Origin of the sequence: Streptomyces sp. NPDC005423 (assembly GCF_040606415.1) — a bacterium.
GTDB lineage: Bacteria > Actinomycetota > Actinomycetes > Streptomycetales > Streptomycetaceae > Streptomyces.
Genome location: NZ_JBEXET010000062.1, coordinates 1 through 15290 on the forward strand (window position 1 = coordinate 1; position 15290 = coordinate 15290).

General features: G+C 66.8%; 5 protein-coding genes. 2 read left to right on the forward strand and 3 right to left on the reverse strand.

Annotation, left to right across the window (positions count from 1 at the left end; all coding sequences use genetic code 11):
• Nucleotides 1–57: 57 nt before the first annotated feature.
• The gene (locus ABZT12_RS36055) at nt 58–231 is read left to right on the forward strand and encodes an integrase (protein ID WP_356393029.1); all 174 of its coding nucleotides are present in this window, start codon (nt 58–60) and stop codon (nt 229–231) included.
• Between the two features lie 88 nt (nt 232–319).
• On the opposite strand, the gene ABZT12_RS36060 is transcribed toward ABZT12_RS36055, so the two are convergent.
• Nucleotides 320–655 (reverse strand): ankyrin repeat domain-containing protein, encoded by a 336-nt coding sequence (locus ABZT12_RS36060; RefSeq protein WP_356393031.1) that lies wholly within the window; start codon nt 653–655, stop codon nt 320–322.
• Between the two features lie 19 nt (nt 656–674).
• Nucleotides 675–7667 carry a polymorphic toxin-type HINT domain-containing protein gene (locus ABZT12_RS36065; protein WP_356393034.1) on the reverse strand — a complete coding sequence of 2331 codons (6993 nt, stop codon included), beginning with the start codon at nt 7665–7667 and terminating at the stop codon, nt 675–677.
• A 611-nt stretch (nt 7668–8278) separates the two neighbouring features.
• Between ABZT12_RS36065 and ABZT12_RS36070 the strand changes: the two genes are divergently transcribed.
• Complete coding sequence (locus tag ABZT12_RS36070; protein WP_356393037.1) at nt 8279–14311, forward strand: LamG-like jellyroll fold domain-containing protein; 6033 nt, start codon at nt 8279–8281, stop codon at nt 14309–14311.
• Between the two features lie 84 nt (nt 14312–14395).
• On the opposite strand, the gene ABZT12_RS36075 is transcribed toward ABZT12_RS36070, so the two are convergent.
• Nucleotides 14396–15195 (reverse strand): IS5 family transposase gene (locus ABZT12_RS36075; RefSeq protein WP_356393085.1). Its coding sequence is split into 2 segments (ribosomal slippage): nt 14396–14857 and nt 14860–15195, totalling 798 coding nucleotides; the frame shifts between segments, so codons are not numbered across the junction.
• Nucleotides 15196–15290 lie beyond the last annotated feature (95 nt).

The following is a 15290-nucleotide window of genomic DNA, read 5'->3' on the forward strand; positions in this document are numbered from 1 at the left end:
CCTCTCACCAGTCGAGTTCGAACAACAACAGAGAGCACGTAAACTCACACTCGCAGCATGAACCCCCGTGTCCACACTCCGGGGGACGCCTCACACATCGCCGTCACCGCCGAGGTATACGCCCACGTTCGGCTCCGCCTCCAGCACCAGGCCATCGAAGCCCTCGGCCAGGCCCTGGCCGACAGCAACGACCCCGACGACGCACCCCTCGCTGCCGCCCACACTCGCTGACTCAGCAAGCCCGAGAGGCCCGGAGCCCCGCACCGTCACCACGGTGCGGGGCTCCTTCCGTCCACCGCCGTTGCCGTCAGCGCTGCCGTCAAGCTCCAGAAGCGCCATCAGGATGTGTACGAATCCACTCCTCGATTAGGCAAGACGCCAGCCAATGACCACGGGTAAGCGCCATATGCTCGGCCGAAATTCCGCTTCCCCCGCCGGAGCGGCGCTGCGGGTCAGCACCTCGGGCGAGGAGATAGGCAGTCACATCTACATGGAGGGGGTCGCCAGTCTGAGTGTGGCCGTCGATCTCGACGTCGATAGCGTGGTGCAGGAGGGTTAGACCCTGACGCTCCTCATTGATATCAGCTCCTCGATCGAGAAGATCACGGAGAGCCTCCAAGTCTTCCATCTCGACTGCATGGTGCGTTGGCGTCATGTCCGTCACTGTGCGCTACCTATCCGGTCGTCACGTTCAAGTTGATACCCGGGAATTCGCCTCTGAACTGCGAGACAACCGAGCTGCAGGAATCACACATGGGTAGCTCAGAGTGAAGGTTGATGGTCCCAGTGATCGAGTCCGAAGAGGGGCCTAGCCGGTTCGCGATACTGTTCAACAGCTTGAATTCAGTATCAGAGAACCGCGTATTGCTTCCCGTCGCCTGCGGCATGAAACGCTGTGGATTCCCGTGGGAGCCGACAGTAGGAACAGTCCCCGCACGCTCGGCATCGCCACTCACGGAGCTGAGCACATGAGAATCCTGACCATCAATTGCAACCTCCGCTGCAGCAATGTTCCGCTTGCTACCAACCTGACCCGAAGCGCGCAGGTCCGAGACTGCAGTCTGAGCACCATTGCAATTGTGGACCAGGACCGGTGTGGTCCCCGCCAGCACATAGTACGTGTGGAGTTGCTGAACGGTGAGGTTCCAGCGGTTGGCGGTGCCGGGGGTGGAGCGGGTGGCGATGACGTAGGCGTGGTAATCAGTTGTCGTATTGAGAGCATCACCCTTGTGGAGTTCGCCAGCCGAGACCCAGGTGTGGGTCGTGTCGTTCCAGAAGGGGTGGTTGGCGGTGGTGTGGAGGGTGGCGGCGCGTCCGTGCTTGGTGCGGATCGTCAGGTCGAGCAGGTTGTGGTCGCGGTTGATCCAGACGTGCTGGACGGTGCGGGCGCCTCGGTGTTTGCCGTTGGTGGGGTCTGCGGCTTCTACCTTGTCGCCGGGTTTGATGTGCCCTATGGGTTTGGTTTTGCCGTTGGCCAGGAGAACAGGTGTGGCGGGGGCGAAGCTGCAGCGCGCGGGTTCTGGCGTGGTTCTGGCTTCCGCGGCTTCGGCTTCGGCTTCTTCGCCGGCGCCTCGTGTTGTGGCGAGCAGGAGTATGTCGAAGATCAGCTTTCCGGTGCCTTGTGCGCTTCTGCCGTGGGCGAAGTCGCCGTAGATCTCAGATCCCCGTCCCACCACGGCATTGGCGCCGGCCATAGCGGGATCCATCTGGTACAGCAGGTTCATGCAGTTGTCGCCGCTGGTGAGGCATTTCTTGTCTGATTCGTACTGGAGGTAGGGGGACTCGACCATTCCAACGACGGTCTTCTTGCCCTGGTCGACCACCGTGCGGACCACGCCGCCGAGCCAGCCGCCCTGACCCTTCTTGGTGTTGCTGTCAGGGGGTGAGCCGTCGAGGATCTCAGCGGATTTGGTGCCGTCTCCACCGCCCGTAGTCATCTGCAGCATGAGCCCGGTCGGGTCGCTGCCGGTGACCGGGTTGTCGCCCGCATAGGTGTAACCGCCCATCTGCTGCGGGCTGGTGGCTTCGAAGACGGAGTCGGCGCTGATGAAACTTCCGAGGCCAGGGTCGTACTTGCGGGCGCCGACGTCGGTGTAACCGGTGGTGGTGTCCTGCGGTTTGCCGAGGTAGGAGTGGGTGGGGTCGGGCCAGGTGGCGGTGTTGGCGCTGCTGCGTTGCTGGCCGTAGGGGGTGTACTGCTGGCGGGCAACCTGTTGGGTGGTGGTGTCCATCGCCAGGGTCGAGGTGCCGTGGGCGTCGCCGAAGAGGTACTTCACTCCGCCGCCTGGGAGGCTGGAGTGCATGGCGACGGGAGCGCCTGTCCCTCCGTGGCTGTAGGTGCGGACGGCGCCGAGCAGGGTGTTGGGGGTGACGCTGGTGTTGACGACGATCTCGGTGTCGCCGACGAAGAGCGTGGTCTGTCCGGGGTCGCGGCGGATGAGCTGGTTGCCGTCGGCGTCGTACAGGTACTTGGTGGTCGTGGGGCTGCTGCCGGTGGTGTCCACCTGGGCCAGGTGACCCTCGTCGTCCCAGGTCAGGGTCTGGCCGGGTCCGGTGGTGGGGGTGCGGGTGTGCAGGTTGCCGTCTTCGTCGTAGCCGAACGCCGTGGGGTTCGTGCCGCCGGTCGTGGCGGTCAGAGTGTGGGGCTGGGCGCCGGTGGAGTTGCAATTGGCGGTGCAGCCGTCGGTGTAGGTGGTGGTGGCGGTGCTGCCACCGGTCCCGATGGCGTGGTCGATGGTCTGACGACGGTTGCCGATGGCGTAGTAGCCGAAGGACTGCCAGTAGGAGCCTGGTGTCGAGGTGACTGTGCTGCTGGTCGGTGGCCTGGCGTTGCAGTTGTCGTTGGCGGTCCAGGCGTCGGTGAGCCGGTCCAGGCCGTCGTAGTTGTAGCACTGCTGGTCGGTGACGGTGTTTCCGGTCTCCGACTGCTGGTCGATGGTGGTGGTGGGATTGCCGGACGCGTCGTAGAAGTATTTGCTGTCATCGACCGTCGGGCCGGGGGCCTGAGTCCGGTCGATCACACGTTCCTTCAGTCGGAGCGTCTGGTCGTCATAGGTGTAGGTGGCCGTTGCCGAGTTGGTCGAGGCCCCCATCGTGACCTGGGACGGCTGACCGAAGTCGTTGTACACCGTCCCGCTGACGACGAAGCCGCTGTTCCCGGAAACAGTGGGATTGCCCAGTGCGTCACGGTCGTAGGCGATGATTTCGCTGGTGAGGCCCTGGGTGCGCGGGTCGCTCTGCGTGGCGAGCAACTGATCGCGGGTGGTGTAGGTGTAGGTCGTGGTGTACGTCGAGGGCAGCGGTGCCTCGGACGCCGGCAGGGTGATCTTGGTGCCGGTCGGCTTGCCGAGCGTGGTGTAGCCGGTGGCGGCGATCGTATAGCCGCCGGTGGTGCCCTGGACGTAGCGGGTGGAGGAGGTCAGCATGCCGATGCGCAAGGTGTCGTAGGTCCAGGAGGCGAACTGGAAGTTGGACTTGGCCTTGTCGGTGGCGGTGAGCTTGCGGCCCAGGAGGTCGTAGGTGTAGTCGAGTTCGACCTGTTTGGCGTCGGTGGTGGAGAGCAGGTTGCCGGCGTCGTCGTAGTGGTAGCTGCTCCCGCCCGTGTCCGGGTCGGTCTGTGACTCCTTGCGGCCCAGCAGGTCGTAGTTGAACGTCCACACCGACTTGTCGGGGCCGGTGACCTGGTGCTGCTGGCCCGCGGCCGTGTAGGTGTAGGTGGTGGCGGAGGTGGTGCCGCCGGTGGCGGTGAAGCCGGTGGCCGCGGTCCCGGACAGGGTGGGGGGTGCGGTGTACTGGTCGAGTTCGGTGCTCTGGCCGCGCGCGTCGACGACCGTGGTGGAGGCCACCCCGCCCTTCGGCGGCAGAACAACGGTCCTGTCCCCGGTGTAGGCGGTGGTCGTGGTCCAGGTCATGCGGCCGGCGTGTTCCTCGGTGACCAGGTCGGCCCGGCCCTGTCCGTCGTGGTCGGTGACGGTGGTGTCGGGGATGGAGACCTGTGACACGGGGATCAGGCTGCTGCGGGGGCTGCCCGAGACGCTGTAGTTGTTGTTGGTGGCGACCGTCCAGCCGTGGGAGTCGTACTGGGTGTCCGTGACCGCGGTGCTGGAGTTCTCCCCGGTCTTCTGGACCTGCAGGGGCCGCAGCATCGCGTCGTACAGCGTCTCGCTGGTCTGATAGCTGCCGTTTTCGAGCAGGCTGTTGGTGGCGACGATCGACGGTGCCGTCTGGGAGATGCTGTAGGTGTAGGTCGTGCTCGCCGGCGCGCTGTTGGCTTTGTTCGCGTTGGGCAGCCACACCCCGGTCAGGCGGCCGAATGCGTCGTACGTGAGTGAGGTGAGCCTGCCGGCTGCATCGGTCTTGGCCGTGGGCAGACCCCGGGCCGGGTCCAGGGTGTTGGTCGCGAGCTGGCAGTCCTTGGACGAGACGGTGACGGTGGAGCAGTCCGTGCCGGGCGTGACCTGGGTGACGGTCGTGGTGCTGCTGGGCAGTTCGCCGCTGGAGGGTGTGTAGGTGGTGAAGACGCTCTGGGCGAGGCTCTTGCTGTCCAGTGAGGTGGAGTTGGGTGTCCGGGTGGCTTTGGTCGGGCGTCCGTAGGAGTCGTACTTGGTTGCAGTCTGGTCGACGAAGGTGGTGGCGGTGGCGCTGCTGGCGGCGGACGCTGTCTGGACGAGGGTGGCGTCCCCGGTCGTGGGGAGGGTGGGGTTTGTCTGGCCGTCGTAGGCGAATTGGTTGTTGTCGTAGGACGTGCGGGTGTCGGAGATCAGGGTGCCGCTGGGGGTGGCACCCGCGGTCGTGCAGTCCTGTGCCGTGGTGATGGCCTCGGCGGCCACCACCACGGTGTCGACGCTGCCCGTGAGGTAGCGGTTGTAGGTGCATTTGGCGACGTTGTCACTGGCTGCGGTCTCGCCGCGGTCGTCGACCTGCACGGCCATGCCCGTGGTCGACTTGCCCAGGGCTGTGGTGTAGAAGGTGTCGGTCTCGGTCTTGCGCCAGCCGTAGGAGACGGCCTGACGGGTCAGCGTCTTGGCGGGCCGGGCCATCTGTGCTGTCAGGTCCGGCAGTCCGCTGCGGCTCCGGCTGGCCGTGGGACCGATGATCGTGGGTACGGTGACCACGGCTTTGTCCAGGCTGCCCGTGGCGCCGGTGTAGGTGTCGGTCTCGAAGGTCTGCCCCGCCAGGGCGTTGTCATCGGCGACGGAGGTGGCGCCGTCCTGGCTGGTCAGTGCCGGAACCGAGCGGGTCTTGCCGCCGGGCAGGGTGTCGCCGTTCATGCCCAGGAAGTAGTAGGTCTTCGTGAGCGTCTTCTGGTCGTGGACCGCGACGCCATTCGTGTTGTGGAAGACGGTGGGGTCGCCGGTGGTGACGTCGACTTCGGGGTAGCCCCGGAACTGGCCCCAGGTGCGGTTCTTGGCCTTGACGGTCTCGTTGTCGTCGTAGTGCCAGCCGGGGTTGCCCTTGTAGGTGTAGTCCGTCTCCAGCTTGGGCTGGGTGCCGTCCTGGTAGGAGTTGTTCGGGTCCTCGGTGAGGACCGACGTCACCTTGTACTTGTAGAACCAGTCCATCCAGGGCGCGGGCTGCCCGTCGGGGGTCCAGTACACCGGGAAGCAGGACAGCGTGTTGGTGGAGGCGAAGGTCTTGGCTGCTGCGTCGGTCGGGTCGTTGGGGTCGCTCGCCGGTGCTTTGGTGCAGTCGGGGCGGTCGTAGGTGATCGTCGTCTGCGCGCCGGACTCGTTGGTGACCGTCTGGATTCGGTCGTGGTACATGAGCGGCATCTGCGGGATCGTGCCGACCCGGTTGGCCAGTTGCAGCGGCGGGTCGAAGCTCACCGCCGGGGTGGACATGCTGCCCGTCGCACCGCCGAGGGTGTCCAGGCCGGTGCGTCTGACGGAGTCCAGCCACAGGGTGGGGGCGTGGTCGCCGCCGTCGGGGAAGGACTGGGTGAAGGTGTACTTGTCGACCTGTTTGGTCGCGCCGCCCGACTGGATCTGGGTGGTGATCGACGTCAGGCGCTTGCGGGACCAGAAGCTCGGGCCGTGGTTGGTGCAGCTCGACCCCGACGTGCAGTTGAGGTCGACCGGCACGTCCGGCCAGTACGCGGCGTTGGCGGTCGTGAACTGGCTGTCGGCGCAGGTGTTGCCGGACGGTGTGCCGGCGATGCAGCGCTCGGCGGTCGCGTCGAACAGGATCTGCTCCGGCGCGGTGCCCGAGTAGATCGTCGAGGCAGTCATGCCGTAGTCGACGCGGGAGAGAGTTCCGCCGCGGGTGTACGGCACGGCGGTGTTCTTCAATCCCGCGCCGTAGTAGCCCGTTTCCGGCGAGTAGTACCAGGCGGTGGCGTTGCTGTGGGTGTCGACGACGTAGTCGAGGTTGAAGCGGTAGCCGAGTGCGCAGGAGGTGGCGGCGAAGTCGGTGCTGTCCGGGCAGTCGGACACTCCGCTGTGTGCGTGGTAGACCGGTTCGGTCCACACGGACTTCGTCTCGTCCTTGCCGCTGGTCCAGCCCGGCAGGCGGTTGCGGCCGAAGAAGTACTGCACTCCTCCTTCGGTGACCTTGAAGTATTCCCCGTTCGCCGTGCCGTTCGTGGCGCCGGTCAGGTCTTCGATCTTGATGGTGGAGCTGTCGTCGACAGGGTGGAACGTCTTGGCCGAGTCGTCGTAGACGACCTCGGTGGACGTGCCGTTCAGGGAGAGGGTGAGGATCTGCCCGGCCCAGCACTGGTCGCCGTCCTTGTCCGGGGCTCCCGACGTTGAGTCGTCTCCGCAGGACTTGTACGTGCGCTCGACGTAGTTCTCGGCCGAGGTCCAGCCGTCGCCCAGCCACGAGGACTGGTTGTTGGTCCCCTCCGTGCGCGCGTCCTGGCTGGCGGAGCTGTAGGAGAGATCGACGTTCGGGACCGTTCCGCCGATCGCCGCCGGCACCGAGATGGGGTAGCTGTAGGTGAACGCTCCCGTGTTCCCCGAGGTCGACCAGGATCCACCCGGCGACAGGCTGGTCGCCGAGTAGTCACCCGACGAACCCGAGGTGCCCGAGGTCGCCGCCATGACCACCAGCGCGCCGGAGGACGCCGTCGCCGAGCGGGCGGAGCCGACGGCGTGGGCGGTCGCGGTACTCGGGGCAGTCATGCTGACCTGCGCGGACAGCGGGGTTCCGGGGGCGGTGCGCACGGCACTCTGGGCCTGGCACTTGGTCAATGTCGGCGTGGTCAGGGCGCAGGCGGGCAGTTGGACCAGGTGCAGACGCGAGGCGAAGTCACCGCCGAAGGCGTTGCGGAACGAGGAGTCGTCGACCCGCAGGGCGACCTTCCCCCCGCCGGAGCTGGTGCGTTGGAGGGTGAAGAGGACGCCGTGGACGCCGGCTGCTTGCGTGGCCTTCTGATCCAGAACGCTCACCCGCACGCGTTGCGACCCGGTGACGGCGCTCGCCTTGGCCCCTGCTCCTGCAACGTCACTCAGCAGGACGGGGGTGCCCTTGGCCCGTACCTCGGTCGCCTTGGCGCTCAGCCGTGTCGAGGCGGCGGCCGGCAGGGTGACCACCGCGCTGCCCGGCGCGGGGAGCTTCGCATGCCCGCTGGGATCGAAGTGCTTGAAACTCTTCGACGCGGTGCCCCACTTGGGCCTGGAATGGGTCAGCGGGGCCCGCTTGGTGTGTGGAGCGGCGGGAATCGACACATGCCGCTGTGTCGCTGAAGCCGCTGTGGCCACGCCGGCGGGCAGCAACCCCACCACCAAGGCACCGGCCATCACGCCGGCCGTACGCCGAATCCGCCGGGCAGCCCAGGCCGCCCGTCCGCGTCTCCACCCCGAAATCCGCGCCATGCTGTGCGTCCCCTCCCCGATCCCAAACTGCTCAAGTCACCCTGGATCAGGGCAGTTTGAGAGAACGTCAGAACGGAGGCACACGTCGGTCAAGCCCCCCGCGAAGGATCACGCTAAGCCAGAGGCCGACCGGGAAGGCAAAGCGTTCTCCGAGGAAAAGCAAAGGAACCGCACAGACTCGAACGCATTCTGACCTGTATGCGTCAATAGCGGACTACACATGGTCACATGTCGACCAATTGACGATGGACCGGGCTCACACCAGCCGCACAGAATGCACACGGCGCGGGGCCCACGGGGGGAACCGCCTGACCCCGCGAAGGACCACGACCTCGATGCTCTCCTCTCGCACACCCATGCGCGCGTCCAGACGCCCCGCGTCAAGACCGATCGCCGCCGCCATCGTCACCGCCCTAGCAGCGAGTTCCCTTGCGGCAGTCGCACCAGCGGACGCTCTACCCAACTTGCCTGCCACACCGCAGAGCAACGACTCCCCGTCCGCCGCCAGGCGTCTCAACCCCACGGAGGCGGCGTCCGCGCAGGCGAAAGCAACGGGCCAGCCGGTGACCGTCGACCAACTCACCGACACCAGCACGGAGGTGGTGGCCAACCCGGACGGGACCTTCACCTGGACCGACTCCTCGATGCCGCAGCGGGTGCAGCAGCAGGGCAAATGGGTCCCCGTCAACACGACTCTGGTGCAGCAGGCGGACGGGACCTGGGCTCCCAAGGCCGCCGTGACACGGGTGGCCTTCTCCGACGGTGGCTCCGGCGCACTGGTCACGATGCGCAGCGGGGGCGACAAGCTGGGCTTCTCCTGGCCGGGCACACTGCCCAAGCCGGTGGTCGCCAAGGACACCGCCACGTACCCCGAGGTGCTGCCCGGAGTCGACCTCCAGTTGACCGCGGACGCCTCCGGCTACTCCTCGATCCTGGTGGTCAAGACCGCCAAGGCCGCCGCCGACCCGCGTCTGCGAAGCCTCACCCTCAACACCGCCTCGACCAACGTCAAGTTGGCCGCCACCTCCAACGGGGGCGCCCAGGCGACCGACAAGCGCACCGGTAAGACGGTGTTCCACAGCGACACCGCCCTGATGTGGGACAGCACGGGCCAGAATCCCGGCAGTGTTCCCCTTGCCCGGACGGCAACCGTCTCGGCGGCACGCGCCGAGCACACCGCGGCGGCGAGGGTCGGTAAGCATCGCGCCCAGGTCCATGTGACCCTCAAGAGCGGCAAGCAACTGCTGGGTCTGGACCGGTCCCTGCTCACCGCCAAGAGCACCACCTACCCGATCTATGTGGACCCGGAGTGGAGCGGCAGGCCCTCCCAACTCGACTGGGCCCGCATCTCCGACAACGGGTGGAACGTCTACAACTCGACGTCCACCACGGGTGCGACCAACGCCCGGGAAGGCTGGGACAACAGCACCCCTGGCAACGGTGAACGAGCCCGCACCTACTACCAGATCAACACAGGCGGCATCAAAGGCGCCGTGGTCAGCCACGCCTCCCTGTACGTGAAGCAGCTCTCCGCCGCTTCCTGCGCCGACACCCCGGCCGCCGTCTACGGCACCGACCGCCCCGCCGGCTGGGGATCGTCCTCGCTGTACTGGGGCCACGAGCCCGGAGGACGCACCGGTGCCCTCGGCACCAACCCCAAGAGCCACGAGGCCGGCACCTGCCCGGTCACCGACGGCTCCAACTCCCATGTCAGCCCGCCGTCGTTGGAGTTCGACGTGACCTCCCGCGCGCAGAGCGCGGCGGCCGGCGGCTGGAGCAGCATGACGCTGATGGTCCAGTCGCCCGACATGAACGACGCCTCCCAGTGGAAGCAGCTCGCCTACGGCGGCGGCGCCACCATGTCGGTCACCTACAGCTACCGCCCGAAGCTCAAGAACGGCACGGGGGCGCCCGCGATCAAGCCGTCGGTCGTGAGCTCGGGCAAGACGCTGACCACCACGCACACCCCGACGCTGTCCGCCCGCGCGGTCGACCCCGACCTGGCGGGCGGCAGTGAACTGCTCCGGGTCGACTACCAGGTCTTCAACTCCTCGGGCACCATGATCCACCAGGGCTACGGCCCCAACCTGGACTCCAAGAAGCGCGCACGCTACAACACCAACGGGAGCGACTGGACGACACCGAGCCTGCCGGACGGCACCTACACCTGGAAGGCCACAGCCCAGAACGCGGCGGGCTACTGGGCCGGCACCGGCTCCGGGATCTGGACCAAGATGCAGACCTTCACCGTGGACACCAGCGCGCCGCCCGCGCCCACGGTGACCTCGAGCCAGTTCCCGGCCAAGCAGATCGGTTCGGCCTTCGGCGACCAGGGCACGTTCGTCCTGAGCAACAACCACACCAACAACGTCACCGGCTACCTGTTCGCCCTGGACGCCACGCTCAGCAGCACGGTGTACACCAGCAGCGGCGTCATCCACCTTACGGCCGGGACCAAGATCACAAAAGGCCAGATCTACTACGCCACGGCCGACAACGGGCCCGGCACCGGAACGTCGGCGATCAACGGCAGCGCCTCCCCCGTGTTCGCGCCGGGCTCGGCCGGACCCCACACCCTCTACGCCAAGGCGGTGGACCAGGCCGGATCGACGTCCATCTCCCAGACGGCCTACGCCTTCTACGCCGGCACGAGCGCGCCGACGTACGCCTACGGGGACAAGATGATCAGCGGCTGGACCGCGACCAACACGGACAACACCACCACCGTCGTACCGAAGGCCGCAACCACCAGTACCGGCGGCCAAGTGGTGAGCCAACCCGCCCACAGCGGCTATGAGTTCGCCGACGGGTATCAGGCCATGCTCGGCGACAAGAGCACCACATCGAAGGTCCTCAGCGGGGACAGCGCCACCTTCAGCTTCGACATCCCCAAGGCCGGTCCCTGGGGATTCGGCGCCAATCTCACCAAGGCCAAGGACTACGGCATCTACCGCCTGGTCCTGGACGCGGGCACAAGCACCCAGTCCACTCTCATCAGCGGATTCGACGCCTACAACGCGTACACCACCACCCAGTTCCTCAACCTGGGCATCCCCAAGGACGCCAACGGCCAACTGCTCACTCTGAAGCAGGGGGCGCACACTCTGACCCTCACCGTCAGCGGCAAGAACCCCAGTTCGGCGGGCTACCAGGCCGGCATCGACGTACTGCGTCTCGCACCGGCGCTGACCTGCCCGATCAACGCCACCGGCAGCTGCCTGAACAACACCGCCACCAGCACCTTCACCACCACAACCAGTACGGCCGACGCCGACGGCTCCGGCAACAGCATCAACTCCGCCGATCTGACCATCGCTTCGGGCTGGCAGAGCAACAAGACGGTGACCGTGAACGGCGCGACGGTCACACTGCCGAAGTTCGGCACCGGCACCTACGACAACATGCTCGCTTCCGGCCAGACCGTCACCCTGCCGGGCAGCGGCGCGGTGAACACCGGCGACGCCGTGGTCTTCCTCGCCTTCGCCACCGGCGGAGCCGCCAAGGGCGCGTCCGGCACCATCACCTACGCCAAGAACAACTGCCTGGACCCCAACGGCGACCCCGCCGATCAGGTGTACCAGCTGGACACCGTGCCCGACTGGCTCTCCGGCCCGGCCTCCGCGGCCACGGTCACACTGGTCCACGAGAACCACAGCAACAACACCCAGACCAGCCCGAGTTCCAGCCCGAAGGTCTACGCGGTCAGCGTCCCCCTGCGGTGCCCGGGCTCGGTCATCAGCAGCATCTCCCTGCCCCTGTTCTCCAACGGCGTGCAGGCCGGTCAGCCCAGCCTGCACATCCTCGGACTGGGTGTACGGCCCATGGCGCTCACCGGGAGCGGATCAAGTGCCCAGCACTGGGTCGGTACCTGGTCCTCCGTCCAGGACACCGCCAAGGTGCAGCTCTCCAGCGGTGGCACCGCGACCGTCAACGGCCAGACGCTCCGCATCCCTGCCCATGTCAGCGTCGGCACCGATGACGGCAACGGAGTTCGCATCCACCTTTCCAATGCCATGGGCACCACGCCGGTGACCTTCGACGCGGCCTCCGTCGCCCTGCAGGACACCACCGCAGGCGGCGCCACCGCGGGGGCAACCCCGACGACCCTGACGTTCGGCGACCCCGCGTCCCCTTCCACCTCCGTCACGATCCCGGCAGGCGGCGACATCACCAGCAACCCGGTGACCCTGACCGTCGCACAGCAGGCGACTCTCCTGGTCAGCCTGCAGATTCACGGGTCCGCTTCCATCATGCCCGGCCACGGCGCGGCCCAGACTCCCGTCTGGGTCAGCGACCCAGCCAACCGCTCCGGTGACACCGCCGCCACCAACTACACACAGACCACCTACACCGGTCTGCCCTACCTCGCCGGCATCGACGTCACCACCCCCACCACCGCTCCCACCGGCTCGCTGGTCCTCTACGGCGACCAGAGCGTCAACGGCGACACCGCGAGCGGCGACGGCCAACACCACCTCAGCGACGCGTTCACCGACGCGCTGGTCAACGACCCTGTCGGCGACAACACCGTGGACTACGGCGTGCTCAACGCGGGCACCAAATGCTCCAGCCTGAACAACAACCTGCTGCCCCAAATTACCAACAGCTCCACCCCGCAGAGCGCGCTGAACCCCCAAGACCGCAACGTACTGACCCAGGGCAACGTGCGTACCGTCCTCGTCTCCACCGGCGCCACCGACCTGCTCAACTGCACCGGCGACGCCAACACCTGCGCCTCGAACGTGGAGAACGAACTGGCCGCGCTCAACCGCCAGTTGAGCGCGTACTACACGGATGACAGTCAGTCTTACGACGCCTCAGGCAACGCGATCACGCAGAACGCCACCATCAACGTCTACCTCGCCACCATCCCGCCCTTCACCGCCGCCCATCCAGGGACGGCAACCCAAGAGGCCGCACGCGAGCAGCTGAACAGCGACCTGATCAACAACTACCCAGGCCAGGTCATCGACTTCGCCTCGGCGGTCTCCACGGACGGCACCACCACCTCCTCGACCGTCAAGGCGGCCGACCTGTCCAACGGCAACCCGGCCAACGCCTACTACGCAGACCTGGCGGCCCTGTACGTCAGTGACACCGACATCGCCGCCTTCACCTTCGCGCCGAACCTGGTCGTCCCGCTCGCCACGGGCAGCGACACTCCCGAGGACGAGTGGCAGCTGGACACGGACGGTACCGACAGCCAGGGAGACAACCCGTTCACCGCTGTCGGCGGCACGACGCTCGGCTCCGACGGCCCCGACGCGGTCAACGCCGGTTCCGGCTCGGCGTCCTTCGACGGCAGCACCGGCTTCCTGGAGAGCGACCACACAGCCGTCAACACCCTCGGCGACTACTCCATCTCCGCCTGGGTGAAGATCAACTCGGCTACCAGCGCCACCGCCATCTGCCAGGGCACAAGCGAGCACCAGGCGTTCTACCTCGGCTACGACAGCGGCAACAAGGGCTGGATGTTCCAGACCACCACCACGGACGACGCCACCGCCGACTTCCCCACTGCGGAAGGCGACACCAACACCGGCGCCGTGGGCACCTGGGCCCATCTCCTGGTCACCTACACGGCGCCGGTCGACGGCGACTCCAACACGGGCGTGATGTCGATCTACCAGAACGGCAGCCTGATGGGCACGGCCGCCAACCTCACCCCGCAGTACGACTCCTCCATGCCCCTGACCATCGGCGGTTGCCTCACCAGCGTCGATACGACCACGCCGTACTCGGCCTTCCCCGGTTCCGTGGCGGACGTCCACGTCTACCCGTTCGCGATGGAACCGGGCCAGGCGAGCACCACCAGCGTGATCGTGCCGACGGGCTGGGAGAACGGCATGCCCGAGGACGAGTGGAAGCTCGCCGCCAACGGCAGTGACACCGCCACCCTCAACCCGTTCACCGCCTCCGGCAGCGCCACCTTCGGCACCGACGCACCGAGCGGGGCGGCCGGCAGCGTCGCCTTCGACGGCAGCACCGGATTCCTCAAGAGCAAGCAGAGCGCGGTCAACACCCTCGGCAACTACACCATCTCAACCTGGGTGAAGATCAATTCAGCCCTCGGCACCACCGCCGTCTGCCAGGGCACGACCCAACACCAGTCCTTCTACCTCTCCTACGACAAGGCCAGCAGCGCCTGGATGTTCCAGACGACCACCACCAACGACGAGAACGCCGTCTTCCCCACCGCGGAAGGAGACAACAACTCCGCACCGGTCGGCACCTGGACCCACCTCGTCGCCGCCTTCCGCGCACCGGTCGCCGGAAGCTCCAACACCGGCAACATGGCCCTCTACCAGAACGGCACCCTCGTGGGGACCGCCACCAACCTCAGCCCCCAGTACGACTCTTCGATGCCCTTGACCATCGGCGGCTGCGTCAACAGCGCCTCCGCCACGACCCCGTACCTGGCGTTCCCGGGCTCCGTGGCGGACGTCCACGTCTATCCGCGGGCGCTGTCGGCTGGTGAGGTCGCCGCGCTGCACTGATCCCGCCAGGCCATGAGCCCCGCCGCTCCCACTGGGACCGGCGGGGCTCACCCGTCGTGACTAACTTGATCTTTAGACGTCATCTCATTTGGTGAGTTTGCGGTAACAGATGAGGGTGCAGGCGATGCTGGTGAAGGCCAGGAAGTGCTCGGCTTTGCGCTCGTAGCGTCGGTGCAGTCTGCGGCATCCGGCGAGCCAGGACATGGTGCGTTCTATGGTCCAGCGGTGGCGGCCCAGCCGGGTCGAGGACTCGATGCCTTTGCGGGCGATGCGGTGCTTGATGCCGCGTCCGCGCAACCATCGACGCAGGTGGTCGTAGTCGTATCCCTTGTCGGCGTGGAGTTTGGCTGGCCTGCGCCGTCGGCGTCCGCGCCGGGAGCGGATCGGCGGTATGCCCTTCACCAGCGGGATCAGCGCCTGGCTGTCGTGCAGGTTCGCCCCCGAGATTCCGACGGACAGGGGCAGACCGGTCCGGTCGGTGATCAGGTGGATCTTCGAGCCGTACTTGCCCCGATCGACAGGATTCGGGCCTGTCAGGTCCCCCTTTTCAGCGCCCGCATGTTCACCGAGTCGATCGCACACCGGGACCAGTCCAACTCGCCACGGGAGCCCAGCTCGTCGAGAACCAGGCGGTGGAGCTTGGCCCATACGCGGGCCCTCGTCCACTCGGCGAAGCGCCGGTGAGCCGTCGCCCCTGACGGACCGAAGAAGGCGGACGGCAACTGCTGCCACGTGCAGCCCGACGTGGCCACGAACACGATCGCGGCCAGCACTTCGCGGTCGCCGTGCCGACGCCGGCCACCTCCCTGAGGTCGCGACGGCGCCTCCGGCACCACCCGCTGAAACAGCTCCCACAACTCATCCGGCACCAGCCGCTCAACGATCCCCACCACGACCGGCAGCTTACCCAGCCAAATGAGATGACGTCTAAGTAGTGCTTGGTCAGGTTCGTAGTGGTGTGGGTATGTCGCGGTGGCAG

Bases quoted from the DNA above. Each gene is read 5' to 3' on its own strand.
- ABZT12_RS36055 (WP_356393029.1), top strand. From the start codon at position 58: ATGAACCCCCGTGTCCACACTCCGGGGGACGCCTCACACATCGCCGTC.
- ABZT12_RS36060 (WP_356393031.1), bottom strand. From the start codon at position 655: ATGACGCCAACGCACCATGCAGTCGAGATGGAAGACTTGGAGGCTCTC.